The 24,234-nt window shown below is 74.1% G+C and carries 18 protein-coding genes and 1 pseudogene; 12 read left to right on the plus strand and 7 right to left on the minus strand.

Annotated features, from left to right (window positions below; all coding sequences use genetic code 11):
• Nucleotides 1–91: 91 nt before the first annotated feature.
• From ACFW9Z_RS11045 to ACFW9Z_RS11070, 6 genes are all read left to right on the plus strand, one after another.
• The gene (locus ACFW9Z_RS11045) at nucleotides 92–2,107 is read left to right on the plus strand and encodes a S9 family peptidase (protein ID WP_384637734.1); all 2,016 of its coding nucleotides are present in this window, start codon (nucleotides 92–94) and stop codon (nucleotides 2,105–2,107) included.
• 56 nt (nucleotides 2,108–2,163) lie between these two features.
• Nucleotides 2,164–3,063 carry an LD-carboxypeptidase gene (locus tag ACFW9Z_RS11050; RefSeq protein ID WP_384638237.1) on the plus strand — a complete coding sequence of 300 codons (900 nt, stop codon included), beginning with the start codon at nucleotides 2,164–2,166 and terminating at the stop codon, nucleotides 3,061–3,063.
• 288 nt (nucleotides 3,064–3,351) lie between these two features.
• Nucleotides 3,352–5,109 (plus strand): CocE/NonD family hydrolase, encoded by a 1,758-nt coding sequence (locus ACFW9Z_RS11055; protein WP_384638240.1) that lies wholly within the window; start codon nucleotides 3,352–3,354, stop codon nucleotides 5,107–5,109.
• A gap of 144 nt (nucleotides 5,110–5,253) precedes the next feature.
• Nucleotides 5,254–5,490: a lipopolysaccharide assembly protein LapA domain-containing protein gene (locus ACFW9Z_RS11060; RefSeq protein ID WP_384637736.1), complete on the plus strand. Its 237-nt coding sequence runs from the start codon at nucleotides 5,254–5,256 to the stop codon at nucleotides 5,488–5,490.
• Nucleotides 5,491–5,580: 90 nt separating this feature from the next.
• On the plus strand, nucleotides 5,581–6,210 hold the full coding sequence (locus ACFW9Z_RS11065) for a GNAT family N-acetyltransferase (RefSeq protein ID WP_384637739.1): 630 nt from the start codon (nucleotides 5,581–5,583) through the stop codon (nucleotides 6,208–6,210).
• Between the two features lie 63 nt (nucleotides 6,211–6,273).
• Complete coding sequence (locus ACFW9Z_RS11070) at nucleotides 6,274–7,170, plus strand: arginase family protein (protein ID WP_384637742.1); 897 nt, start codon at nucleotides 6,274–6,276, stop codon at nucleotides 7,168–7,170.
• A 41-nt stretch (nucleotides 7,171–7,211) separates the two neighbouring features.
• Here the strand turns inward: ACFW9Z_RS11070 and ACFW9Z_RS11075 are convergent, their stop codons facing one another.
• The 3 genes from ACFW9Z_RS11075 to ACFW9Z_RS11085 form a co-directional block, all read right to left on the minus strand.
• The gene (locus ACFW9Z_RS11075; protein ID WP_384637745.1) at nucleotides 7,212–7,565 is read right to left on the minus strand and encodes a VOC family protein; all 354 of its coding nucleotides are present in this window, start codon (nucleotides 7,563–7,565) and stop codon (nucleotides 7,212–7,214) included.
• A 189-nt stretch (nucleotides 7,566–7,754) separates the two neighbouring features.
• Entirely contained in the window at nucleotides 7,755–8,564 is an 810-nt protein-coding gene (locus tag ACFW9Z_RS11080) for a class I SAM-dependent methyltransferase (RefSeq protein ID WP_384637748.1), read from the minus strand.
• A gap of 105 nt (nucleotides 8,565–8,669) precedes the next feature.
• The gene (locus ACFW9Z_RS11085) at nucleotides 8,670–10,175 is read right to left on the minus strand and encodes a bifunctional phosphatase PAP2/diacylglycerol kinase family protein (RefSeq protein WP_384637751.1); all 1,506 of its coding nucleotides are present in this window, start codon (nucleotides 10,173–10,175) and stop codon (nucleotides 8,670–8,672) included.
• Between the two features lie 306 nt (nucleotides 10,176–10,481).
• On the opposite strand from ACFW9Z_RS11085, the gene ACFW9Z_RS11090 reads away from it, so the two are divergent.
• Nucleotides 10,482–11,687, plus strand: coding sequence for an aminotransferase class I/II-fold pyridoxal phosphate-dependent enzyme (locus ACFW9Z_RS11090; protein ID WP_384637753.1), 1,206 nt, complete (start codon nucleotides 10,482–10,484; stop codon nucleotides 11,685–11,687).
• A 93-nt stretch (nucleotides 11,688–11,780) separates the two neighbouring features.
• On the opposite strand, the gene ACFW9Z_RS11095 is transcribed toward ACFW9Z_RS11090, so the two are convergent.
• Together ACFW9Z_RS11095 and ACFW9Z_RS11100 are read right to left on the minus strand one after the other, a co-directional pair.
• Entirely contained in the window at nucleotides 11,781–12,431 is a 651-nt protein-coding gene (locus ACFW9Z_RS11095) for a DedA family protein (RefSeq protein WP_384637756.1), read from the minus strand.
• Entirely contained in the window at nucleotides 12,428–13,210 is a 783-nt protein-coding gene (locus ACFW9Z_RS11100) for an MBL fold metallo-hydrolase (protein ID WP_384637759.1), read from the minus strand. The genes ACFW9Z_RS11095 and ACFW9Z_RS11100 overlap by 4 nt, the downstream gene beginning before the upstream one ends.
• 497 nt (nucleotides 13,211–13,707) lie before the next feature.
• On the opposite strand from ACFW9Z_RS11100, the gene ACFW9Z_RS11105 reads away from it, so the two are divergent.
• Nucleotides 13,708–15,885, plus strand: a complete 2,178-nt coding sequence (locus ACFW9Z_RS11105) for a phage holin family protein (RefSeq protein ID WP_384638243.1) — start codon at nucleotides 13,708–13,710, stop codon at nucleotides 15,883–15,885.
• An 18-nt stretch (nucleotides 15,886–15,903) separates the two neighbouring features.
• Here ACFW9Z_RS11105 and ACFW9Z_RS11110 read toward each other — a convergent pair whose 3' ends face one another.
• Both ACFW9Z_RS11110 and ACFW9Z_RS11115 read right to left on the minus strand, forming a co-directional pair.
• Nucleotides 15,904–16,953, minus strand: a complete 1,050-nt coding sequence (locus tag ACFW9Z_RS11110) for a LacI family DNA-binding transcriptional regulator (RefSeq protein ID WP_384637761.1) — start codon at nucleotides 16,951–16,953, stop codon at nucleotides 15,904–15,906.
• 257 nt (nucleotides 16,954–17,210) lie between these two features.
• Nucleotides 17,211–17,420: pseudogene (locus tag ACFW9Z_RS11115) on the minus strand (hypothetical protein); the annotation flags it as partial.
• A gap of 49 nt (nucleotides 17,421–17,469) precedes the next feature.
• Here ACFW9Z_RS11115 and ligA point away from each other — a divergent pair.
• From ligA to secD, 4 genes are all read left to right on the plus strand, one after another.
• On the plus strand, nucleotides 17,470–19,812 hold the full coding sequence (ligA, locus tag ACFW9Z_RS11120; protein ID WP_384637764.1) for an NAD-dependent DNA ligase LigA: 2,343 nt from the start codon (nucleotides 17,470–17,472) through the stop codon (nucleotides 19,810–19,812).
• A gap of 521 nt (nucleotides 19,813–20,333) precedes the next feature.
• Complete coding sequence (locus ACFW9Z_RS11125; RefSeq protein ID WP_384638246.1) at nucleotides 20,334–21,041, plus strand: rod shape-determining protein; 708 nt, start codon at nucleotides 20,334–20,336, stop codon at nucleotides 21,039–21,041.
• Nucleotides 21,042–21,115: 74 nt separating this feature from the next.
• The gene (locus ACFW9Z_RS11130; protein WP_384637767.1) at nucleotides 21,116–21,721 is read left to right on the plus strand and encodes a hypothetical protein; all 606 of its coding nucleotides are present in this window, start codon (nucleotides 21,116–21,118) and stop codon (nucleotides 21,719–21,721) included.
• Nucleotides 21,722–21,756: 35 nt separating this feature from the next.
• Nucleotides 21,757–24,069, plus strand: a complete 2,313-nt coding sequence (gene secD / locus ACFW9Z_RS11135; protein ID WP_384637770.1) for a protein translocase subunit SecD — start codon at nucleotides 21,757–21,759, stop codon at nucleotides 24,067–24,069.
• Nucleotides 24,070–24,234: the final 165 nt, after the last annotated feature.

A 24,234-nucleotide genomic window follows, 5' to 3' on the forward strand; every position in this document is an offset into this window, starting at 1 on the left:
TACTGTCCGAACAGCAAAGCCTGACCAGCACCGCCTGACCAGCAAAGCCTGACCAGCACCGCTCGACCGGCTCCCAGGGGGGACCTCCACTGTGAACACCGTGCCCGAAGCCCCGTACGGTTCCTGGCCCTCACCCATCGACGCGGCGCTCGCCGCCTCGCACGACGGCCGCCCCGACCATCTCGGCACCGTCGGCGACGAGGTCTGGTGGACCGAGCCGCGCCCGGCCGAGGGCGGTCGCAGCGCCCTGGTGCGCCGCCGTCCGGACGGCACCACCGCCCCCGTGCTGCCCGCCCCGTGGAACGCCCGCAGCCGGGTGATCGAGTACGGCGGGCAGCCCTGGGCGGGCGTGGTGCGCGAGGAGGGCGGGCCGCTGGTCGTCTTCGTCCACTTCGCCGACCAGCGCCTGTACGCGTACGCTCCCGACGGGCCGGACGCCCCCCGGCCGCTCACCCCGGTGTCGGACATCGGCGGCGGACTGCGCTGGGTGGACCCGCAGCTGCGTCCGGACCAGGGCTCCCAGGGCGAAGTGTGGTGCGTTCTGGAGGAGTTCACCGGTCCCGGGCCGACCGACGTACGCCGTGTGGTCGCCGCCGTACCGCTGGACGGCTCGGCCGCCGAGGACCGCGCGGCCGTACGGGAACTCTCCGACGGCAGCCACCGGTTCGTCACCGGCCCCCGGGTCTCGCACGACGGGCGGCGGGCCGCCTGGATCGCCTGGGACCACCCCCACATGCCCTGGGACGGCACGGTGGTGATGCTGGCGGAGATCACCGAGAACGGTGAATTCACCGGCGTACGGCCCCTGGTGGGCGATGAGTACGAGTCGGTCTGCCAGATCGAGTGGGACCGCGACGGCAGCCTCCTGTTCGTCTCCGACCTGGCCGACTGGTGGGAGCTCCAGCGCATCCGCCCCGACGCGGTGGCCGGGGGCGTGGTGCCCAGCAGCCGCCTTCTGCCGCCCCGGGGCGAGGAGTTCGGCGGGCCGCTGTGGAAGATCGGGCTGCGCTGGTTCCACCCCCTGGAGAACGGGCTGATCGCCGTCCTGCACGGCCTGGGCTCCCAGCGGCTGGGCATCCTCGACCCGGAGACCGGCGAACTCGCCGACGTACCGGGGCACTGGACCTCCTGGTCCGGCACCCTCGCCGTGCACGGCAGCCGGGTCGTCGGCGTCGCGGCGAGCCCGCGCACCGGCCCCGAGGTCGTGGAGCTGGACACCGCGACGGGGCACACCCGGGTCATCGGCTCCGCCCACCGCGACGCGGTCGACCCGGCCTACTACTCCGTGCCCCGGGACCGGACGTTCACCGGCCCCGACGGCCGCGAGATCCACGCCCACATCCACCCGCCGCACCACCCCGGACGCACCGGACCCGAGGGCGAACTGCCCCCGTACATCGTGTCGGCGCACGGCGGCCCCACCGGACACGCCCCGCTCGTCCTCGACCTGGAGATCGCCTACTTCACCTCGCGCGGGATCGGGGTCGCCGTCGTCAACTACGGCGGCTCCACCGGCTACGGCCGCCGCTACCGCGAACGGCTCCGCGAGCAGTGGGGAGTTGTCGATGTGGCGGACTGCGAAGCCGTCGCCGACGCCCTGGTGGCCGAGGGCTCGGCCGACCCCCGTCGGCTGGCGGTCCGGGGCGGCAGCGCGGGCGGCTGGACCGCCGCCGCCTCGCTCACCGGCACCGACCGCTACGCCTGCGGGACGATCCTCTTCCCGGTCCTGGACCTGGAGGGCTGGTCGACGGGCGGCACCCATGACTTCGAGTCGCGGTACCTGGAGTCCCTGATCGGACCGGCCGCCGAGGTGCCCGAGCGCTACCGCGAACGCGCGCCGATCAACCGCACCGACCGGCTGACCGCCCCGTTCCTGCTGCTCCAGGGGCTGGACGACCAGGTCTGCCCGCCCGCCCAGTGCGACCGGTTCCTCGCCGCCATCGAGGGGCGGGGCGTGCCGCACGCCTACATCGCCTTCGAAGGGGAGGGTCACGGCTTCCGGCGGGCGGAGACCCTGGTCCGGGCACTGGAGGCCGAACTCTCCCTCTACGTACAGACATTCGGTATCGATCGGGGCGATGTGCCGCCGCTGGAGCTGAGGAAGTGACGAAGGGGCCGTCCCGCGTAACCCCCCTGGCCCGGCCGCCCCGGCTGCGCTCCGGGATGCGGGTCGCCGTCGTCGCTCCCAGCGGACCCGTCCCCGCCGAGCGGCTGGAGGAGGGTCTCGGGGTGCTGCGCGGCTGGGGCCTCGAACCCGTCGTGGCGCCCCATGTCCGGGACAAGCACCCGGAGTTGGACTACCTCGCGGGGGCGGACGCCGACCGGGCGGCCGATCTCCAGGCCGCCTGGTGCGATCCGTCCGTGGACGCGGTGCTCTGCGCCCGGGGCGGGTACGGCGCCCACCGGATGGTGGACCTGCTCGACTGGGCGGCGATCCGGGCGGCGGGGCCCAAGGTGTTCGTCGGCTACAGCGACATCACCGCGCTGCACGAGGCGTTCGCGCTGCGGGCCGGATACGCCACGCTGCACGGCCCGATGGTGGCCACGGAGGCGTTCCTGAAGGACACGCCGACCCGCGAGCACCTGCGCGCCACGCTCTTCGAGCCCGAGACGGTCCTGACCCTGGGGTCGGCCACGGCCGCCGCCCTGGTCCCCGGGCAGGCTCGCGGCACCCTGTACGGCGGCTGCGTCAGCCTGCTCGCCGCCGCCATCGGCACCCCGTGCGCCCGGACCGCTGCCCGGGGCGGGCTGCTGGCCATCGAGGACACCGGGGAGAAGCCCTACCGGCTCGACGGCATCCTCACCCGGCTGCTGCGCTCCGGCGCCCTGGAGGGGGTCTCCGGGGTGGTCTGCGGCTCCTGGCAGGAGTGCGGACCGTACGAGAAGGTCCGCGCCGTGCTGGCCGACCGGTTCGGCCCACTGAGCATACCCGTGGTCGAGGAGCTGGGATTCGGCCACGGGCCGACCTCACTGACGGTCCCGCTGGGGGTGCCCGCGGTGCTGAACGCCCCTGCGGACGGCGGCCGTTGCACGCTGACCGTCGAGGTCCCCGCGCTCCTCTAGGGTCTTTCGTCTGGATCAGGCCGGATCGGGGAGCGGGGCCCGCGAGCCCGGCGTGATCGAAACGAAAGGCCCTCGGGCCAGGCGTCGTCCGGCGGGCGGCAGTTCGACGACAGGCCCCGGGCCCGTGACCGCAGGTCCGGCCGCTCTTGTGTGAACATCCGTCAACAACCGCTGTCCTGAGCGTTGACACGGCTATGACACGTGTCACAACATGAGCGCGGCCCGATACTTACCGGTCGGTATGGTGTCCTCGGTGTGGAGGTCTTCGTGTCAGGTGCTGTTTCCAGCTTGCGCAACCCGCTCGTCGCGGTCGCGGGCGCCGCCCTCGCCGTCCCCCTCGTCCTCTCCGGTCCGGCCCGTGCCGAGGCTGCCCCGTACACCGTCACCCCGCTCAAGTTCACCGTCCAGGCGGGCGGCCGCTCCTGCACGGTCGACGCCGACCTCTACCGCCCGGCGGACGTCGACGCGGACCGCCCCGCCCCGGCCGTCCTCGCCACCAACGGCTTCGGCGGCAGCAAGTCCGACGGGTCGACCGACGCCATCGGCAGGGCCGTCGCCGCCCGGGGCTATGTCGGCCTCGTCTACTCCGGCCTCGGCTTCGGCGACTCCGGCTGTCTGATCACCCTGGATGACCCCGCCATCGACGGAAAGGCCGCGAGCGGGCTCCTCGACTTCCTCGGCGGCACCCGCGCGGCCGACGACGGCACCCGCGCGGACTTCGTCGTGCGGGACGGCGAGGGCGACCCGCGCGTCGGCATGATCGGCGGCTCCTACGGCGGTGCCATCCAACTGGCCACCGCCTCCACCGATCCCCGCGTCGACGCCCTCGTCCCGCTCATCACCTGGAACGACCTCGCCTACGCGCTCGCCCCCAACAACACCGGGGCGCGCACCGGGGTTACCTCCGAGACTCCCGGTGTCTTCAAGTGGCAGTGGACCAACGGGTTCTACCTGATCGGTGAGGGCCAGCCGCTCCTCAACCCGAGCCTGGACCCGTCCCGCTTCAACCGGCTGGACTGCCTGCACTTCGCCACCCGGGCCTGCGAGACCATCCGCCTCCTCAACTCCGGCCGCTACCCGGCCGACCGGGCGCAGGGGATGCTCGACTACGCCCGCAGCGTCTCGCCCGTCTCCTATCTCGACCGGGTCACGGCCCCGACCCTGATCGTCCAGGGCCAGGCCGACAGCCTCTTCAACCTGAACGAGGCCACTGCCACGTACAAGACGCTCAAGGCGCAGGGCACCACCGCCAAGATGATCTGGCAGTCCTGGGGTCACAGCGGCGGTATGGTCCCCGGCGAACTCGACCTGGGCGAAGGCGATCTGGAGACCAGCTACGTGGGGCGACGGGTGCTCGCCTGGTTCGACCGCTACCTCCAGAAGGAGACGGACACCGACACCGGACCCGAGTTCGCCTACTACCGCTCCTGGCAGAGCGGTTACGGGACCGCCGCCCAACTGCCCGCCCTGTCGCAGAAGATGTACCTCTCCGGTGACGGCAAGCTCGTCGACAACCGCTCCAAGGTGGTCCGCGGCAGCCGTCAGTACACCAACTGGCCGGTACCGACGAGCCATTCGGAGAGCTCGATCGCCCCGCTGATCGGACTGCCCGACCCGAAGCCGTACGACACCAAGGGCACCTACCTCGGCTGGCGGAGCGCCCCGCTCACCGCACCCGTCGATGTGGTGGGCGCCCCGAAGGCCACCTTGAAGGTGCGCTCCCCGAAGGCGGAACGCGTCCAGAACAGCGGGGACGCCTCCGACAAGCTCGTCCTCTTCGCCAAGGTGTACGACGTCGCCCCCGACGGCACCAGGAAGCTGGTGAACCGCCTCGTCTCGCCGGTACGGGTCCCCGATGTCACCCGGCCCTTCACCGTCGAGCTGCCCGGCATCGTCCACCGGTACGAGAAGGGGCACCGGCTCGAATTCGTGATCGCCGCGAGCGACACCGCGTACTTCGGCAACCGGGGCATCAAGCCCGTCACCGTCGTCCACGCCCCCGAGGACACGGGCGTGCTGGAGCTCCCGGTGGTCCCGGCCGGCTGACCGCCGCTTCCCGCATTCACTCGAATGGCGGTACAGCACCGCCCTCCGGGCCTGGCACCGCGTCATGCTGGGGAAACCCCCGGGGGGCGGCCACGTGGCACGACGGACGGGCCGGATGCGAGGAGCGAGCGGAAGGGCCGGACCATGAGCCCCAAGGACGTGACGAGCGACGGCAGGCGCGGAACCGGGCTGTGGACCCCGGGCCGCATCGCCGTCGGCGCGCTGGTCGTACTGGTCATCGTGTTCATCTGTGTGAACACCAAGAAGGTCACCATCCGGGTGCTGATCCCCGAAGTGACCATGCCCCTCTGGCTCGCGCTGCTCGCGATGTTCCTGATCGGGATGGTCTGCGGCGGGTACCTCTTCCGCCGCAAGGGCTAGGGCCAGGCGTCGCGCGGCAGGCCCTAGGGTGTGTCGCGCGGTCGGCGGGGCCGCCCCGCCCACCGCCCGTACCCGTCGTACGCTGGGACGATGCCCGATCCGAACGGTCTCCGGACGCCGACCGTCCCGTATCTCGCCGAAGGCCCCAGGACGGCCCTGCGCCGCTTCACGGAGGCCGACGCGGCGGAGTTCACGGCCCGCGCCCGGGAGAGCCGCGCTCTTCACCGCCCGTGGCTCTTCCCGCCGGAGCGGACCGACACCTACACCGCGTACGCCGAGACCCTCGCCCGGGACCCGGCCCGCGAGGGCTTCCTGATCTGCGAGCGAGCAGGGCGAGGAGGGCCAGGAGGGCGAGGAGGGCGAGCGGGAGGCACGGGCGAGGGCGGGGCGGACGGGGCCATCGCCGAGTTCATCAACATCAACAACATCGTCCTCGGCGGCTTCCGCTGCGGTGCCCTCGGTTACGGGGCCTTCGCCCACGCGGCCGGGCGCGGACTGATGGGCGAAGCGCTCGGCCTCGTCATCGGCCTGGCCTTCGGACCGCTGGGCCTGCACCGCCTGGAGGCCAACATCCAGCCCGGCAACGCGGCCTCCATCGCCCTGGTCCGGCGGGCTGGATTCCGTCTGGAGGGGTTCTCGCCCGACTTCCTCCACATCGACGGCGCCTGGCGCGACCACGAACGCTGGGCGATCACCGCCCCGGCCGCCGAAGCCCCGTAACCCTCTCTGCCGAGGGCCCGAAACCCCTTGAGGCCGGCCGGACCGGCGGCGAGGATGGGGCGCATGCGTACCATCGTGGTTCTCGACGCCCCCTCCAACCTGGGCCTGCGGCCCCCCGCCCCCGGCACCGTCCCGGGCTGCTACAAGCTGGCGGGCGCGCTGCGGGAGCAACGGATCGTGCGGCGTCTCGGCGCGCTGGAGGGCGGAGTCGTGGTGCCGCCCCGCTACGACCGCGAAGGGTGGCAGGAGGGTGACGGGGTCTTCAACGCCGCCGCCATCGCCCGTTACACCCGCACCCTCGCGGACCGGATCGAAGGACACGTGCGGGCCGGGGAGTTCGCCGTCGTCCTCGGCGGTGACTGCTCCATCCAGCTCGGCGCGGCCCTCGCCCTGCGGCGTCTCGGCCGGTACGGGCTGGCCGCCGTCGACGGGTCCGCCGACTTCCGTCACCTCGGCAACAGTGACTTCGTCGGCGCGGCGGGCGGGGAGGAGCTGGCCATCTCCACCGGGCGGGGCCAGGCCGACCTGAGCGACCTCGAAGGGCTCGGGCCCTACCTCAAGGACGAGGACGTCCGCCTCTTCGGGATGCGGGACGGGGACGAGGACCAGGTGGAGCTGGCCGCCCTGAAGATCCCGAACGCGACCGTCGGCCAGATCCGGGAGTGGGGCGCGGCCGAGCTGGCGCGGGCCACCGTGGAGAGCCTGGAGACACCGGCCCTCGACGGCTACTGGGTCCACCTGGACGCGGACGTCCTCGACCCGAGCGTCATGCCCGCCGTCGACAGCCCCGATGACGGCGGCCTGCTGCCCGACGAACTCGCCCCGCTGCTGCGGACGTTGGTCTCCTCGCCGCGGTGCGTCGGGCTCAACGTCACCATCTACGACCCGGACCTCGACCCGGACGGCACCGCGGGCGCCCTGCTCGCCGACCTGGTCGTCGGAGCGCTCGCACCTGCCTGACACGCCTGACGTGCCTGTCCCGGTGTCCCGGGCCGGTGGGTTCAGACCGTCACGTTCCGGTCCACGTACTCGAAGACCGAGCCGTCCGGGTGCAGCGCGATCAGATTGCGGCCCGCCGGGGTCTCCACCGGCCCCGCGACGATCCGCGCGCCCGCCCGGGTCAGCGCCGTGTTCGCCTCGTCGACGTCCTTCACGGCGATGGTCGCGCTGACCTTGCGCAGCACCTCCAGCTCCGACTCCGGCCCGCTCATCAGCAGGAAGCAGCCGATCGCGGCGACCGACACCCCGCCGCGCTCGAAGCGCTGGGCCGGGGTGCCCGTCAGCCCTTCGTAGAAGGCCACCGCGGCCTCCAGGTCGTGGACGCAGATACGCAGCGTGGTTCCCAGGATCTCCATGCGTACGAGGGTAGTTGGCGTCCGCCGCGCGCGTGATCGATTCGGGTCCGCCCCGGTCCGCGCGCATCCGGTTGCCCCGGCGCGGGCGCGGGCGCGGGGCGAGGGCCGCGTCATGGAGTGGCACCGGCCCTGAGGCCGCTCTGAGGCCGCTCTGAGGCCCGCCCTGCGGCGGCCGCGCCACGCCCGGCGTCACCCCCGGCAGAGCACCTCGCCGTGCGGCACCATGAACCAGCCGTCGCCCTCCTCGCCCCAGCCGCGCCACGTGGCCGCGATGGCCGTCAGCTGCCCGGCGCTCGCATGGCCGCCCCGTACCGCCAGTTCGGCGTAGACCGAGTCCGTCGTACGGTCCGCCCACAGCCCGCTCCACCAGGCACGGGTCTCCGGGGTGGCGAAGCACCAGGCGGCGGCGGTCGGGGTGATGTCGGTGAACCCCGCCTGCCGCGCCCAGGAGACCAGCATCCGCCCGGCGTCCGGCTCGCCGCCGTTGGCGCGGGCCACCCGTCGGTACACCTCCTGCCACTCCTCCAGCCCGGGCGTCTCGGGGTACCAGGCCATCGCCGCGTAGTCGCTGTCGCGCGCCGCGACCACCCCACCGGGCCGGCAGACGCGCCGCATCTCGCGCAGGGCCTGGACCGGGTCGCCCACATGCTGGAGCACCTGGTGGGCGTGGACGACATCGAAGGAGTCGTCGGGGAAGTCCAGCGCGTGCACGTCGGCGACCGAGAACTCGACGTTGTCCAGGCCCCGTTCGGCCGCGACACCGGCCGCCTGCTCCAGGATGCCGGGGCCGGTGTCGACGGCCGTCACCCGGCCCGGCGCGACCAGGGCGGCCAGATCGGCGGTGATGGTGCCCGGCCCGCAGCCGACGTCCAACACCGCCATACCAGGGCGGAGTTCACCGATCAGATAGCCCGCCGAGTTGGCGGCGGTCCGCCAGCGGTGCGAGCGCAGCACCGACTCGTGGTGGCCGTGGGTGTAGACGGCGGTCTCTTTCGGCATGGTGGCGTCCTTTCCCGGAGCAGCGGTTGCGCGCTCCGGCCACCGTACGCCGCTATGTCGGATCGTGAGATGGGTGTCTTGAGATGCGGACAGTGGGTGGGGTGGCTAGACGGGCATCGGGCAGTAGACCGTCAGCGCCTCCGGCAGCTTGTCGATCAGCAACTCGGTTCCGGAGTGGGCCACTTCACCGTCGTACGCATACGGAGTCCCCGGCGCCAGACCGGCGATCCGCACCCGGCGCCGCCGCACCGCCGCGTGGGCGGGGGAGCGGGTCAGCGGGCCGGCCACCGCCGCCGCCAACAGGCGGAGCGCCGGGCCCCGGCCGCCGTGCACCACCCTCACGTCCAGCAGCCCGTCCGCCAGATTGTGGCGTCGGCCGGGCGCCGGGCCGACCCGCTGGAAGAGCCCGTTGCCGACGAACAGCAGCCACAACGGGCGCCTGCTTCCCTGGAGTTCGGCCTCCAGTGGGCGCTCACCGCGCAGTACGTGGAAGGCGGCGAGCACCCCGGCCGGCCAGCCGCCGATCCGGGGCGACCAGTGCTCCCGGGTCCGTACGAGCTCCGGATAGACGCCCAGGCTGAAGGCGTTGAGGAAGTAGCCGTCGGCCCCGTCCGGTCCCTTCGGGCCGGGGCGGAACCGGCCGAGGTCGACCTGTATGGCATCGCCCGCCGTGAGCGCCGCCGCCGCGTCCTGGACCGTCTCGATGCCCAGGTCGTAGGCGAAGTGGTTGAGCGTCCCGCCGGGGAAGACCGCCAGCGGCATCCCGTGCGTCGCCGCCACGGAAGCGGCCAGGTTCACCGTGCCGTCGCCCCCGCAGACGCCCAGGGCGCTGCCCCGGCCCGCCGCCTTCTCCATGGCCGTGGACAGGTCGGCGGGCGCGCACGCGACCACCTCGGCGAGCGGCAGCGCCTCGCGCACCAGGGACGCGGTCGCGGTGGCCGTGCCGGAAGCCTCGTTCACCACCACCACGAGCCCCTTGCCGCCGGGCAGCGCGGGGGCCTCGGCGGGCGGGCGGCCGGGCGCCGGGAGCTGGCCCCGGGTGGGCACGACCCCGCGCAGGGCGAACGCGGCTCCGATGCCGAGCGCCGCCCCGGCCAGCACATCGCTCGGATAGTGGACGCCCGTGTAGACGCGGGAGGCGGCCACCGCCAGCGCGACAGGGGCGACCACCGCGCCCCAGCCCCTCGATTCCAGCGCCACCCCGGTGGCGAAGGCCGCCGCCGAGGCCGCGTGGCCGGAGGGGAAGGACGTGGTCACCGGCTGCCGCTTCAGCTGCCGTACGACCGGCACATGATCGAGTATCGGCCGCTGCCGGCGCACCGCGCCCTTGCCGACGGTGTTGATCGCCGCCGAGGCCACGGCCAGGGACGCGATCCCGCGCAGGGCGGCACGGCGGGACCGCGCGCTGGTGCCGAGGGCAGCGATACCGGCCGCTGCCCCGAACCAGAGCAGCCCGTGGTTGGCGCTCCGGCTCAGCCTGGGCAGCACGGGATCGGCGCCCGGCCAGTGCCGGCCCGCGACGCTCTGGAAGACGGCGAGATCCCGTCCTTGCAGCCAGCCCCGTACCCGGGCGGCGGCAGGGGCGGCGGACGAAGTGTTCGGTGACGACATGGGCGACATGGCTCAGCGAATACCCGGCCGTCCGCCGCTGAACCAGCAGGCGCGCTGAGAGCCTCGCCACGCGGTGCCCACGACCGGCACAACGGCCCAGGCGCGCCCGCGTGCGCGAGTCGAGCGGGCGGCCCGGCCCGGACCTCCGCGAGTCGAGTGGGCGGCCCGGCCGGAAGCTCCGCGAGTTGAGCGGGCGGCCCGGCCCGGACCTCCGCGAGTCGAGCGGGCGGCCCGGCCGGAACCTCCGTATAAAGGGCGTGAGAGCGCCCCGGAGCAGTACCGGAAGCGGCGGTGGAGGAGGCCGGAATGCACGAGGACCACGGGCCCGTCCGCTACGGCCCGCCTGCCCCCGACCCCGGCCTCCCCGTCCTCCCCGAACTGGCCGCCGTCCTCGCCGCGGCGGCGGACCGCACCCGCCCCGAACCGCCCGGCGGCGGCCGCGGCCTGCGCGAGGCGGCCTGCGCCTACTGGGCCCGGCGGGGACTGCACGGGGAACCGGAGAACATCGTGGCCGCCCCCGGCGACCAGCCGCTCCTCCTTGCCCTGATCGCCGCACACGGCGGTGACGTCCTCATGCCGCGCCCCTGCCCGGCCACCTGGATGCCCCAGGCCCGGCTGCTCGGCAGACCCGCCTACCAGGTGCCGACACCGGCCGAGTGCGGGGGCGTACCCGATCCGTACGCCCTGCTGGAGACCGTGCGCCGGGTACGGGCCGAGGGCGGCCGGCCGAAACTGCTGGTGCTCTCCGTCGCCGACGACCCCACCGCCACCGTCGCCCCGCCCGAGCTGGTGCGGGAGGCCTGCGAGGCGGCGGTCGGCGAGGGCATGCACATCATCAGCGACGAGACCTGGCGCGACACCGTGCACCGCCCCCGTGACACCGTCCTGCTCAGCCCCGCCGAGATGTGCCCCGACGACGTCACCGTCATCAGCGACCTGTCCGGCGCCCTCACCCCCGCCGCCTGGCCCCTCGCCGTCGCCCGCTTCCCGGAGACCGGGCGGGGAGCCGCGCGCCGCGCCCGTACGCTGGACATCCTGACCGCGCTCGGGGCCCTGGTCGCCGGGCCGCTCGCGCCCGCCGCCGCCCACGCCCTCGGCGAGCCGGAGGCCGTACGGGAGCGGATCCGGCAGGCTGCGGGGCTCCAGGCCCAGGTGGCCGCCGCCGCCCACCGCGCCGTCCTCACCTCCGGCGCCCTGGCCCGCCCCCCGCAGGCGGGCCGCCACCTCTACGCGGACCTCGGCCCGCTCCGCCCCCGGCTGGCGGACCTCGGTGTCACGGACTCCATGGAGCTGGAGGAGTACCTCACCGACCGGCTCGGCGCCCCCACCCCGGGCGGCCACCGCTTCGGCGACGAACTGGGCGCCCTGCGCGTACGCCTGGCCACCGGTCCGCTGCTGGGGGTGACGCCCGAGGAGCAGCGGCAGTCCCTGACGGCGGCGGAGCCGCTGGAGCTGCCGCACATCGAGCGGGCGCTGACGAGGTTCGCGGCGGCTTTCGGAGAGCTGAGGTGAGGTGGCGGAACGAGCCCGGAGAGCTGAGCTGAGGTGAACCCCCGGGGGGCCCTCAGGGGCGGCCCCGCCGAGCTCGGCCCGCCCCCGTCCGCCTCAGCCCGTCGCGTCGCCCGTCCCCGGCCCGAACCGTGCCCGCAGCCTCCGCCACACCGCCGGAGCCCCGCTGATCAGCACGGTCAGCGCCACCGCCGCGACCACGCCCTGCCACGGCTCCGGAAAGAGCGAACCGCCCAGGATCCCGATCAGCTGGTACGTCGCCGCCCACGCCAGACACGCCGGCACATCGCCCCGGGCGAACGTCTTGAGCGGCATCTTCCCCAGCAGACAGGCCAGCATCACCGGAATCCGCCCGGCCGGGACCAGCCGGGACAGGACCAGCACCGTCCCACCGTGCTCGGCCAGCTTCTCCTGCGCCTGGGCCAGCCGCTCCGGCGCGGCCCGCCGGGTCAGCGCCTCCAGCCACTTCGAACCGTTCTTCGAGCGCACCCCGCGCTGCCCCAGCCAGTACAGGCAGACATCCCCCAGGAACGCCGCCGCCGAGGCCACCAGGAAGACGAAGACCAGCGAGAACGGTGACGTCTGGTGGAGCGCCACCACCGCCGCCGAACTCACCAGCGCCCCCGTCGGAATCACCGGCACCAGCGACCCCAGCGCCACCAGGAGGAACAGCGTCGGATAGCCCACGGCCTGCTGGGTCGACTCGGTGGGCAGCTCCCGCACCACCGACTGGAGCTCCTGGATCACCGGTCGGCCTCCGGCCGGACCCGCTCGCCGTGGGACAGCAGGTGCACCGTCACCTCGGGCGCCCGTATGCCCGCCTTCCGGACGAACTCGTCGCCCGGCCCATGGAACTCGTGCGGCCGCACTCCGTCCAGGCCGATCGGCCAGTACGTGCCGTAGTGCACGGGCACCGCCGAGCGCGGCTCCAGCAGCGTCAGCGCCTCGGCGGCGAGGGACGGGTCCAGATGCCCCTGCCCGAGATACGGGCCCCAGCCGCCCACCGGCAGCAGCGCCACATCGACCGTGCCCACCGCTTCGGCCATCTCGTCGTAGAGCCCGGTGTCCCCGGCGAAGTACGTTCGGGCCTCGCCCTCGACGACGTAACCGAGCGCGGGCACCCGGCGCGGCCCGACCGGCAGCCGCCGTCCGTCGTGCAGCGCCGGGACCGCGCGCACCCGCACCTCGCCCACCCGTACTTCGTCGCCCGCCCGCACCTCGGTGACGGTCAGCCGCAGCTTCCGGCTCAGCGTCCGCAGCCCGGGCACGGCTGCCACTGCCCCGCCCGGCACGATCAGCCGGGTGCCGGGGGGCAGCATGGCCAGCGACGGCAGATGCAGATGGTCGGAGTGCAGATGCGAGACGAGCACCACCTCGGCGAGGGCGGCCTGCGGCGGCGGCACCTCGCCCCGGCGGCGCCGCAGATGCGCGAAGCGCCGTACGAAGAGGGGGTCGGTCAACACGCGTACCCCGGAGTCCTCGATCGTGCAGGTGGCATGACCCCACCAGGTGACCTCCACCGGCACGCGCCGCCTCCTCGCTCGACCTCCGCGGGCCCGACGCCCCGGAGCGGCCCGCGCTCCCGTACCCGTACCGGTTGCGCCGCCGGTACGAGCCTATGCGCCCCGGGCGCTCCCCACGACGGCCGCCTGACCGGGGCCGACGCTGTGAAAGGCTGGGGAGCGGGCCCTTGACGGACGGGCCCGTGGGTGAAGAAGGCGTGAGGTGGACCGGCGTGGACGAGCGGAGACGACGTACGCCGGGGTGGCCCAAGGGGAGACGGCGTACGCCGGGGCGATCCCCATCGGGACAGCCCGCACCGGGGCCGTCCACGCCGGGACAGCCCGGGTCGGGACCGCGTGCGTCGGAACAGCGTGTGTCGGGGCTGCCCGGGCCGGGACAGCCCCCATCGGGACAGCCCGCATCGGGGCCGTCCACGCCGGGGCGGGGTACGGCGAGATGGCGTACGGCGGGTGGTGCGCTCCTGCGGATCATCGCGGTCTGGGCGGTCTCCACCCTCACCATGCTCGTGCTCGCCGGGGCCCTGCCCGACTTCCGGCTCCAGTCCGAGGACGGCGACACGATCACCCGTACCGCGTTCACGGCGGCCTGGGGCGCGGGCGCCTTCGGCCTGCTCTCCGCACTGGTGTGGCCCTTCCTCGTCCGGGCCCTGCTCATCGTGCCCGCGCTCGTGCTCGGCGCGCTGGTCTTCTTCCTCAACGGTTCGCTGCTGCTGATCGCGTTGCGCCTGATCCCGGACGGGCGCGGGGACGCCGCCCCGGAGACCGCCGTCGTGGTTGCCGCCGTGATGTCCGCCGTCGCCTCCGCCACCTCCACCGCCCTCGCCGTCCGCGACGACGAGGCCTACCGCCGCAGGCTCTCCCGCCTCGCCGACCGGCGCCGCCGACGCGGCTCCCCGAACACCGTGTGGCCCGACCGCGACGGACCGCCCGGCACCGTCTTCCTCCAGCTCGACGGCGTCGGCCACGACGTCCTGGTGAAGGCGGCGGCCGACGGGCTGATGCCGACCGTCGCGGGCTGGCTCGCCGACTCCTCCGGCCACCGCCTCACCCCCTGGCGCACCGACTGGTCCAGTCAGACCGGAGCCAGCCAGCTCGCCATCCTGCACGGCTCCAACCACGACGTCCCCGCCTTCCGCTGGTACGAGAAGGAGACCGGCACTGTCATGGTCTCCAGCCGTCCGGCCAGCGCCCTCGAAATGCAGCGCCGCGCCATCGCCCGGACCCGGGACGGCGGCCTGCTCACCATCGACGGCGCGAGCCGCGGCAACCTCTTCAGCGGTGGCGCGGGCCAGCTCGCCCTGGTCCTGTCGATGGCCGCCCGGCGCGGCAAGGGGCGGCGCTCCCGCTCCGGGTACTTCGCCTACTTCTCCGACCCGGCCAACGCCGTCCGCACTGCCCTCTCCTTCGCCGCCGAGGTGGGCCGCGAGATCGTCCAGTCGACCCGGGCCCGGGCCCGGAAGGTCACCCCGAGGGTCAAGCGCGGCGGCCTCTACCCCTTCATCCGGGCCTTCGCCACCGTCGTGGAGCGCGATGTGGTGGTCGCCGCAGTCCTCGGGGACATGTTCGCCGGACGCACCGCCGTCTACGCCGACCTGGTCGCCTACGACGAGGTCGCCCACCACTCCGGACCGCACAGCCGCGACGCCGAGAAGGTCCTCCGGCGGCTCGACCGCTCGCTGGCCCTGATCGCGAAGATCGCCGACCACACCCCGCGTACGTACCGGATCGTGCTCCTCTCCGACCACGGCCAGAGCCCCGGCGAGACCTTCGCCGGAAAGTACGGGCTGACGCTCAAGGACCTCGTACGGGCGGGGTGCGGGCTCCCCGTACCGCGCCGGGCCCGCGGCACGCACAGCGCCTCCGAGGCACGCGACGCGGTACGGATCGCCCTGCACCGCCCGCCCGAGGAGGTACCGGAGGCGGAGCGCCCGGCCAAACGCTCCGACCCGATCGTGCTGGCCTCCGGCAACCTCGGGCTGCTCTCCTTCCCCGACATCGAGGGGCGCGCATCCCGCGAGCAGATCGACCGCCGCCACCCCGCGCTGCTCTCCACGCTCGCCAACCATCCGGGGGTCGGCTTCCTTCTCGTACGGAGTGAGGAGCACGGCTCCGTGGTGCTCGGGCCGGGCGGGGCGGAGGTCCCGGTGGCGGAACTGGCCGACGGCGAGGGCCCGCTCGCGGTCTTCGGGACCGGCGCGGCGGCCGCCGTACGACGCACCGACACCTTCCCGCATGTCGCCGACGTCATGGTCAACTCGATGTACGACCCCGAAACCGGCACCGTGCACGCCTTCGAGGAGCAGATCGGCTCGCACGGCGGCCTCGGCGGCGAACAATCCCGGCCGTTCCTGCTCTGGCCGCGTGGGATGACGGACCCGCTCGACATCGTGGCCGCCGAAGCCGCCGAGGGGGCGCCCGCACCGCCGGGCGGCGGGCTGGTGGGCGCGGAGGCGGTGCACCGGGTGCTGAACCGCTGGCTGCTGGAGTTCTCCGGGCCCCAGGTGCCGGTGCGGGCGGAGGGCTTCACGGGGGCGGCGCGGGCGGACGAGCCGTTTCCTGCGGACGAGCCGTTTCCCGGGGAGGGGGCGTTTGCGGGGGAGGGGCCGGAGACGAAGTCGAAGCCGGAGCTGGAGACGGACCTGGGGACGAAGACGGAGGCGCCGGGCGCGGCGGGGTGAGCGCGCCCCGGCTCACGCTCAGGCCGACTGCCGCCGCACCAGCGTCGGCGGGAAGACCACGGAGGGCGAGGGGCCGCCGGGCCCGCCGATCTGCTTGAGCAGCAGCCGGGCCATCTCCGCCGCCATCTCCTCCACCGGCTGCCGCACCGTGGTCAGCGGCGGGTCGCAGGCGGCCGCCGCGCTGCTGTCGTCGAAACCGACCACCGCGACATCGGACGGTACGTCACGCCCGGCCCGCAGCAGCACCGGCAGAGCGCCCAGCGCCATCAGGTCCGAGGCGATGAACACCCCGTCCAGGCCGGGCTGTTCCACCAGCAGCCGCCGCATCGCCGCCGCACCGCCCAGATGAGTGAAGTCCCCCTCGGCGCAGGCCACGTCCTCGATGCCGTGCGCGGCGAGGGCCTCCAGGAAACCGGCGAGCCGGACCTGCCCGGCGGGCCGGTCCTGCGGACCGGAGATCGTCCCGATCCGGCGCCGCCCCAGCGCGGCCAGATGGTCGGCCGCGAGCCGCGCCCCGGCCTGCTGGTCCACCTCCACATAGGCGAGCGACGAGGGGCGCGGGGGGCGGCCCGCCAGCACGGCGGGCAGCCGGGTGTCCTGGAGCAGGCCGGGCAGCGGGTCGTCGGCGTGCGAGGTGACCAGGACGACGCCGTCGACGTGGCCGTGGCGCAGGTAGGAGAGCAACTGGTTCCGGGACGGCTCGTCGTCCGCCAGCATCAGAACCATCTGGATGCCCGCCGGACGCAGCACTTCGAGGAGTCCGCCGACGACCCGGCCGAAGTAGGGGTCGGAGAACATCCGGCCCACGAACGGCTCGGAGACCGGCTGCCGTTCGCGCTCCGAGATCACCAGGGCCACGGAGTCGGTGCGCCGGGTCACCAGCGAGCGCGCCGCCCGGTTGGGCACGTACCCGGTGGTCGCCACCGCCTCCTCGACCACGGTGCGCAGGGCGGGGTCCACCGTGGTGGCTCCGTTGATCACCCGCGACACGGTGGCCCGTGAGACACCGGCCACGGCCGCCACGTCCTCCAAGGTCGGGCGTACGGGCGGCTCCACTTCGGCTGTCATGCAGCCCTTTATACCCGCAGCGCAGGGGAGCAGGTCAGCCGAGGGCCCGCGCGGCTTCCGGGAGCTCTCTGCCGGCGCTGACAGCTCGGTGAGCGCGGTCTCGCGCGCGGTGACGAGGGCGGCGGCCAGGTGCTTGGCGTCGGCCCGGGCACCCGCGTCATGCCGGGCATGTCGTGGCCCGCGTGCGCGTCGGTGCCGGCCACCGCCCTCTCGTTGTTCCCGGGGCGGACACCGGCGGACGGGTGGGTGACGGCCCATCAGGGACTGCCGTCGAAGCCGCACTTGACGATGGCGTTGACGCAGTCGCGTACGCGCTGCGCCATCTCCTCCTCCGGCCATACGCTGAAGAAGTCGCCGTGCATCGTGTAGCCGGCCCCCGACACCAGCCGGAAGCGGTCCCGGTCACCGCTGACCGGACAGCGCAGCACCTGACGGAGCTTGGGCACCGGTACCGGGTGGGGCTCCGGGGAGGCCTCCTCGGAGGGATTGTCAGTGGTGGGCGGCAGGATGGTGGCCATGACGAACTCAGCCGCTGTGCTCGCCGATGCCGCCGCCTACACCGCCGCGGTCGAAGAGGCCTCCCAGGCCGCCGCCGCGTACTACGCCACGGGCGAGAGCACGCTCGACGACGACGCGTACGACCGGCTGGCGCGGGGGATCGCCGCCTACGAGGCGGACCATCCCGACGAGATACACGAGTCATCACCGACCGGCAAGGTGGCGGGCGGGGCCGCTGTCGGCGACGTTCCGCACACGGTGCCGATGCTCTCGCTGGACAACGTGTTCTCGGCCGAGCAGTTCGTGACCTGGACGGCCTCGCTGGAGCGGCGGATCGGCAGACCGGTCGCCGCCTGGAGCGTGGAGCCGAAGCTCGACGGCCTCGCGGTCGCCGCCCGCTATCGGGAGGGCCGCCTGGAGCGGCTGATCACCCGGGGCGACGGCACGGCGGGCGAGGACGTGTCGCACGCGGCCGGTGCGGTCGTCGGACTGCCCGAGCGGCTGGAGGCGCCGGTCACCATCGAGGTGCGCGGCGAAATACTCATGACCGACGAGCAGTTCGAGCAGGGCAACGCGATCCGTACGGAGCACGGCGGCGCCCCCTTCGCCAACCCGCGCAACGGAGCGGCGGGCACCCTGCGCGCCAAGGACCGGGCGTACCGCGTGGAGACGACCTTCTTCGCCTACGGGGCGCTGCCGCTCGCCGACTCCGGAGAGCCGGCCGCCACCCTCACCGAGCTGCCCCACAGCGAACTTCTCGCGTACGTCGCCGGGCTCGGCGTGCACACGGCCGCGGCCACACAGGTGGCGCCGGTCCGGGTGACCACCGTGGAGGAGGTGCAGGCACGGGTGGACGAGATCGGCGCCCTGCGTGCCGCGCTGCCGTTCGGTATCGACGGGATCGTGATCAAGGCGGACCTCGCCGCCGACCGGCGCGAAGCCGGGTCCGGCACCCGGGCCCCGCGCTGGGCCATCGCCCACAAGCTCCCGGCCGTCGAGAAGATCACCCGCCTGCTCTCCGTCGAGTGGAACGTGGGACGCACCGGCATCATCGCGCCGCGCGCCGTCCTGGAGCCCGTCGAGATAGACGGCTCCACCGTCGGCTACGCCACCCTCCACAACCCCGCCGACATCACCCGCCGCGATCTGCGCCTGGGCGACCAGGTCATGGTCTACAAGGCGGGCGACATCATCCCGCGCATCGAGGCACCCGTCGCCCATCTGCGTACGGGGGACGAGACGCCGATCGTGTTCCCGGAGAGCTGCCCGCAGTGCGGCTCCGAGATCGACGCGAGCGAGCAGCGCTGGCGCTGTGTCCGGGGCCGCGACTGCCGTCTGGTCGCCTCCGTCTCGTACGCCGCCGGCCGCGACCAGCTCGACATCGAGGGCCTCGGGGCCACCCGGGTCGTCCAGCTCGTCGACGCGGGCCTCGTCACGGACTTCGCCGATCTGTTCACCCTGGAGCGGGAGCAGTTGCTCTCCCTGGACCGGATGGGCGAGACCTCCACCGACAATCTGCTGGCAGCCATCGAGACCGCCCGCTCGCGCCCGCTGTCCCGGGTCTTCTGCGCCCTCGGCGTGCGGGGGACGGGGCGCTCCATGTCCCGCAGGATCGCGCGGTACTTCGCGACCATGGACCACATCGTCGCCGCCGACGCCGAGTCGCTCCAGCGGGTCGACGGCATCGGCAAGGAGAAGGCCGCGGCGGTGGTCGCCGAGCTGACCGAGCTGGCCCCGCTGATCGAGAAGCTCGTCCGGGCCGGGGTGACGATGACGGAGCCGGGGGCCACCCCGCCCCCGGAGCCCGGCACGGAGGGCGAGGGCGCCGGGGGCGAGCCCGGCGCGGGGCTGCCGTTGGCGGGGATGAAGGTGGTGGTCACGGGCGCCATGACCGGGGCGCTGGAGAAGCTGTCGCGCAATCAGATGAACGAGCTGATCGAGCGGGCGGGTGGGAAGTCGTCCTCCAGCGTTTCCGCGCGCACCAGCCTGCTGGTCGCGGGGGAGAAGGCCGGGTCGAAGCGGACCAAGGCGGAGGAGCTGGGCCTCAGGATCGTGGCGCCGGAGGAGTTCGCGGAGCTGATCGCGGACTTCCTGACGGGGGAGCCGGGGGAGACGGGTCAGGCTCCGGAGGCCGGGGAGGTCGGGGAGGCCGGGGAGGCCAGGAGCGCTGGGGGAGCCCTGGAGGTCGTGGCGGTGGCTGCCGTGGAGACGGAGGAGGCCGTGGCCGCGCTGGAGACGGGGGAGGAGCCGACGGTGGCCGTGCGCACCGCAGGGGTGACGGAGGTCGCTGAGGCCCCGGAGGTCGCAGAGGTCGCAGAGGTCGCGGAGACCATGGCGGTCGCTGAGGGCGTCGAAGTCTGAGACGACCGGGGGTGGCCGGGGTGGCCGGGGGCGGTCAGACGTGGGCGGGGGCGCCTTTGAATCGGGGAGGAAGTGGCTTTCCCTCACCCGGTATTGCATAGTGAGGGCTTGGTCATGCCTCGCTATCAGCGGGCCGATGGGTGCGTGGACGGCTGCGGATGGCCGGCCGGGGGTGAGGGGCGATGCGTTCTCCGTACGACGGACAGCGACGCGGCCGTGCCGTCCCCCCGCCGGGTCGGCCCGGCGGCGAGGACCGTGACCCTTCGACCACGTTCGGGCCCGGCCGGTCCGGTGAAGGCCCCGGCCCGCTCGACGACGGACACGGACCGCTCGGCGAGGGACCCCGCCCGCCCGGCGGGGGTCCTGGACCGCTTCGTGACGGAAGCGGGGCCGGGAGGTCCGGGACCGGGCGTGAGCCCGGGGCGCTCCGGGTGCGCCACGGACACCGCCGGCTCGGCGGCAGGACCGTGGCCGCCCGGGGGTTCGCCCTGGACCTCGGCAGCTCCCGCACCCGGGCCTGGGTGCCCGGCCACGGCCTGGTCGCCGACCCGTTCCTCGGCCGCGCCCTCGACGGGGGCACCGAGCGGCCCGTCCGGCGCGGGCGGATCGTCGACCCCGAGTCCTGCGGGCGGCTGCTCGGCCGCATCGCCGACGCGGCCCTGGGGCCCGACCGTACGGACAGCGTGATCGTCCTCAGCCACCCCGTCCTCGCCGGGGCCGGACACCGCAACGCCGCGCGGGAGCTGCTCGCCGGACTGGGACCGACGCGCGTCCTCGTCCTCAGCAGCGCCCGGGCCGCCGCCGCGTACGCCGGACCGCGCGACGCCGGTCCCCTCCTCGTCGTCGACATGGGCGCCGAGCTGACCGAGGTCACGCTCCTCGTCGGCGGCCGGGTCGCCGACGCCCGGCAGGCCGAGACCGGGCTCAGCGACCTGGACCCGGCGACGCTGCCCGCCACCCTCGTCGGTACGGTCCTCGACATGGTGAAGTCCATGTGGCGGCAGGACCGGCACGGCGCGATCCGGGGCGCCCTGCGCAAGGGCCCGGTCCTCGCGGGCGGCGGAGCGCTGCGCTCCGACGTCACCGACCGCCTGGCCCGGTGCCTCGGCACCCCCGTGCGGCTGGCCGACGACCCGTCGACCACCGTCGTACGCGGCGCCGGGCAGATCCTGAGCTCCGTACTCCGCCACGGGGCGACGCCCTCCGCCCCACCCGGCCGACTGAGGTGACCCCGCACCCGGCGCCGCCCCGGGGGAACGCACTCCGGCTGCGGTCGCCCGGCCCGGCGCAGAGCTCGCGCCGCATGCTCGCCGCGCTGCTCCTCGCTGTCCTCACCCTGGCCGGTGGTGCCCCCGCCGCAGGCGCCGCGCTCCCTGTCGGTGCCCTCAACAGCCTCGCGCTCACGGTGGCGTACACGCCGCAGCTCCCGGCGCCCGCCCCGCAGACCGACCGGACCGTCCACCCCGGCTCCGCCCACCACGATCTCCGGCGCACCCGCTCGGCCCCGGCCCCCGCAGGCCCCGGCGCGGGCGGCCGCAACGTCCGCGATCAGCAGCCCGGCCCCGACCGGCCCCCTGTGCGGACCAGCCCCGCCCGGCCGCACACCCAGGCCCTCCACGAGCGGTCGCCGGGCGCCGATCCGACCACGCAGACCCCCCGGGCGGGCAGCAGCCGCGCCCACCTCACCGGCCATGCGCCCCCGCCCTCCTACGAAGGGCTGCTCCCCTGCGCGCCCGGCCCGGCCGGGCCGCGCGGCCATGTCGAGCGGGTCGCCGCCGCCTCCGCCGGAACGCCTTCCGGGCGCCGGGGCGCGCTGCCCGGTGTCCGCGGTCCTCCGGGCGGCACGACCGCCGGTCCCCCGACCGGCCACCGGTCCTGCTCTGCCGTTCCGGCGTCGCGTCCTCGCTGAGGTGAGGGCGGCCGACGCCCCACCGGAGGATTCCCATGACTCGCGCCACCACGGTGCGAGCGGTTCTGGCTGCCGCCGTCCTGCTCGTCTCCGTCTTCATCACGCTGACCATGTCACCCAGACTCGGCCTCGATCTCCAGGGCGGCACCCGTATGGTGCTCCAGGCCAAGGACACCGCCACCGTCAAGGCGGACCGGGAGACCACCGACCGCACCCTGGAGGTCCTGCGCCAGCGCGTCGACTCCCTCGGGGTCGCGGAACCCGTCCTCACCCGCTCCGGCGAGGACCGGATCATCGTCGAACTCCCCGACGTCCAGGACCCGCGCCAGGCCGCCGCCGTGATCGGCCGCACGGCCCAGCTCAGCTTCCACCCGGTCCTCGGTGCCCTGCCACCCGGTGCCGAACCCGAGGCCAAGCCCGAAACCGGGGCCAAGCGGCTGATCCTGCCCGACGAGCAGGGGACGCAGCTCGACCTCGGCCCCACCCAGCTCTCCGGAGCGGGCGTCAAGGACGCCACCGCCGCCTTCGACGCCCAGCAGGCGGGCGGCTGGACCGTCTCCCTCGACTTCCACAAGGACGCCGGGAAGGGCTGGACCAAGCTCACCGGCGAGGCCGCCTGCCACCCCGCCGGGGACGAGCGGCGGCGCGTCGCGATCGTCCTGGACGAGAAGGTCATCTCCTCGCCCCAGGTGGACCCCTCGGTCGGCTGCCAGGCGGGACTGCCCTCCGGCGGCACCCAGATCACCGGTTCCTTCACCGCGAAGGAGGCCCGTGATCTGGCCCTGCTCATCAAGGGCGGCGCCCTGCCCGTCCCCGTCGAGATCGTCGAGCAGCGGACCGTCGGCCCGACCCTCGGCGCCGCGGCCATCGACGCGAGCGCCCAGGCGGCCCTGATCGGCGCCGCCGCCACCGCGCTCTTCATCACCGTCATCTACCGCCTCTTCGGCGCGCTCGCCGCCGTCGCCCTCGCCGCGTACGGCGTGATCTCGTACGCCGCACTCGTCGGCCTCGGCGTCACCCTCACGCTCCCCGGACTCGCCGGGTTCGTCCTGGCCATCGGGATGGCGGTCGACGCGAACGTCCTGGTCTTCGAACGGGCCAGAGAGGAGTGCCAGGCCCAGCCGAAACCCACCCTGCGCTCGGCCCTGACCACCGGGTTCCGGAAGGCGTTCAGCGCGGTCGCCGACTCGAACATCACCACGCTCCTCGCCGCCGGGCTGCTGTTCTTCCTGGGCTCGGGCCCGGTCAAGGGCTTCGGCGTCACCCTCGCCATCGGGGTCATCGCCTCGATGTTCTCCGCGCTGGTCATCGCCCGGGCGCTCACCGAGATCGCGGCGGGCTCCCGGTTCGTCAGCGACTACCCGGGCGTCAACGGCATCGCGCGCCCCGGCGGCGTACGCACCTGGCTGACCCGCAAGGACCCGAAGCTGTTCCGGAAGCCGGTCCAGTGGCTCGTCGTCTCCACCGTCCTGGTGGCCGTCGCCGTCGGCGGGATCGTGGTGCGCGGGGTCGACCTGGGCGTCGAGTTCACCGGGGGCCGGCTCGTGGAGTACTCCACCAGCCGCCCCGTCGACGTCGAGACCGCCCGCTCCACGCTCGCCGAGGCCGGTTTCGGTGACGCCGAGGTCACCACGGCGGGCGACGGCGACATCTCCGTACGCACAGGGAAGCTGGACAACGACGGGGAGCACGCCCTGAGGACCGCCCTGGCCACCGAGGGCGGTGAGACCACGAAGGTACGGGACGAGCTGATCGGCCCGAGCCTCGGCGACGAGCTGCGGCGCAACGCGCTGATCGCCCTGGCCGTCGCGGTGTTCGTGCAGCTCGCCTATCTGGCGGTCCGGTTCCGCTGGACGTTCGCCGTGGCCTCTGTCGTGGCGCTGGTGCATGACGTGATCATCGTGGTGGGCGCCTTCGCCTGGCTGGGGCGGCCCGTGGACGGCATCTTCCTGGCCGCCCTGCTCACCGTCATCGGCTACTCGGTCAACGACTCGGTGGTGGTCTTCGACCGGGTACGGGAGCTGTGGGGCAGGAACCGGAAGACGCCCCTGCCCACCATCGCGCGCCGGGCCGTCCTCCAGACCGTCCCCCGTACGGTGAACACCGGTATGGGCGCCCTGTTCATCCTGGTCGCCCTCGCCGTGCTGGGCGGCGACTCGCTGGCCGACTTCGCGCTGGCCCTGCTCATCGGCATCGTCGTGGGCACCTGGTCCTCGGTCTTCACCGCCGTACCGGGCGCCATCGTCCTGGAACGCACCACCACCGCACCGCCGCCCGTACCGGGCAAGTCCTCCCGGCGGGGCCGCGCACCCCGGCGGGACCCGGCCGACAACGGGGCCCGCGTCTGACCCCGTAGGCGATGACGTCCCCCTGTTCCGGCCGCCGCCCGGCCCGGGGCAGGGGGACAGCCACCCCACTCCCGTGTCGGGGGAGACAGCCGTCGTGCGAAGACCGTAACGTCACGGGCGGGCCGGTCCACCGAGGACGCCGAAGCCGCACCGACCGGTCGCATG

Origin of the sequence: Streptomyces sp. NPDC059452, from assembly GCF_042750035.1 — a bacterium.
Classification (GTDB): domain Bacteria; phylum Actinomycetota; class Actinomycetes; order Streptomycetales; family Streptomycetaceae; genus Streptomyces.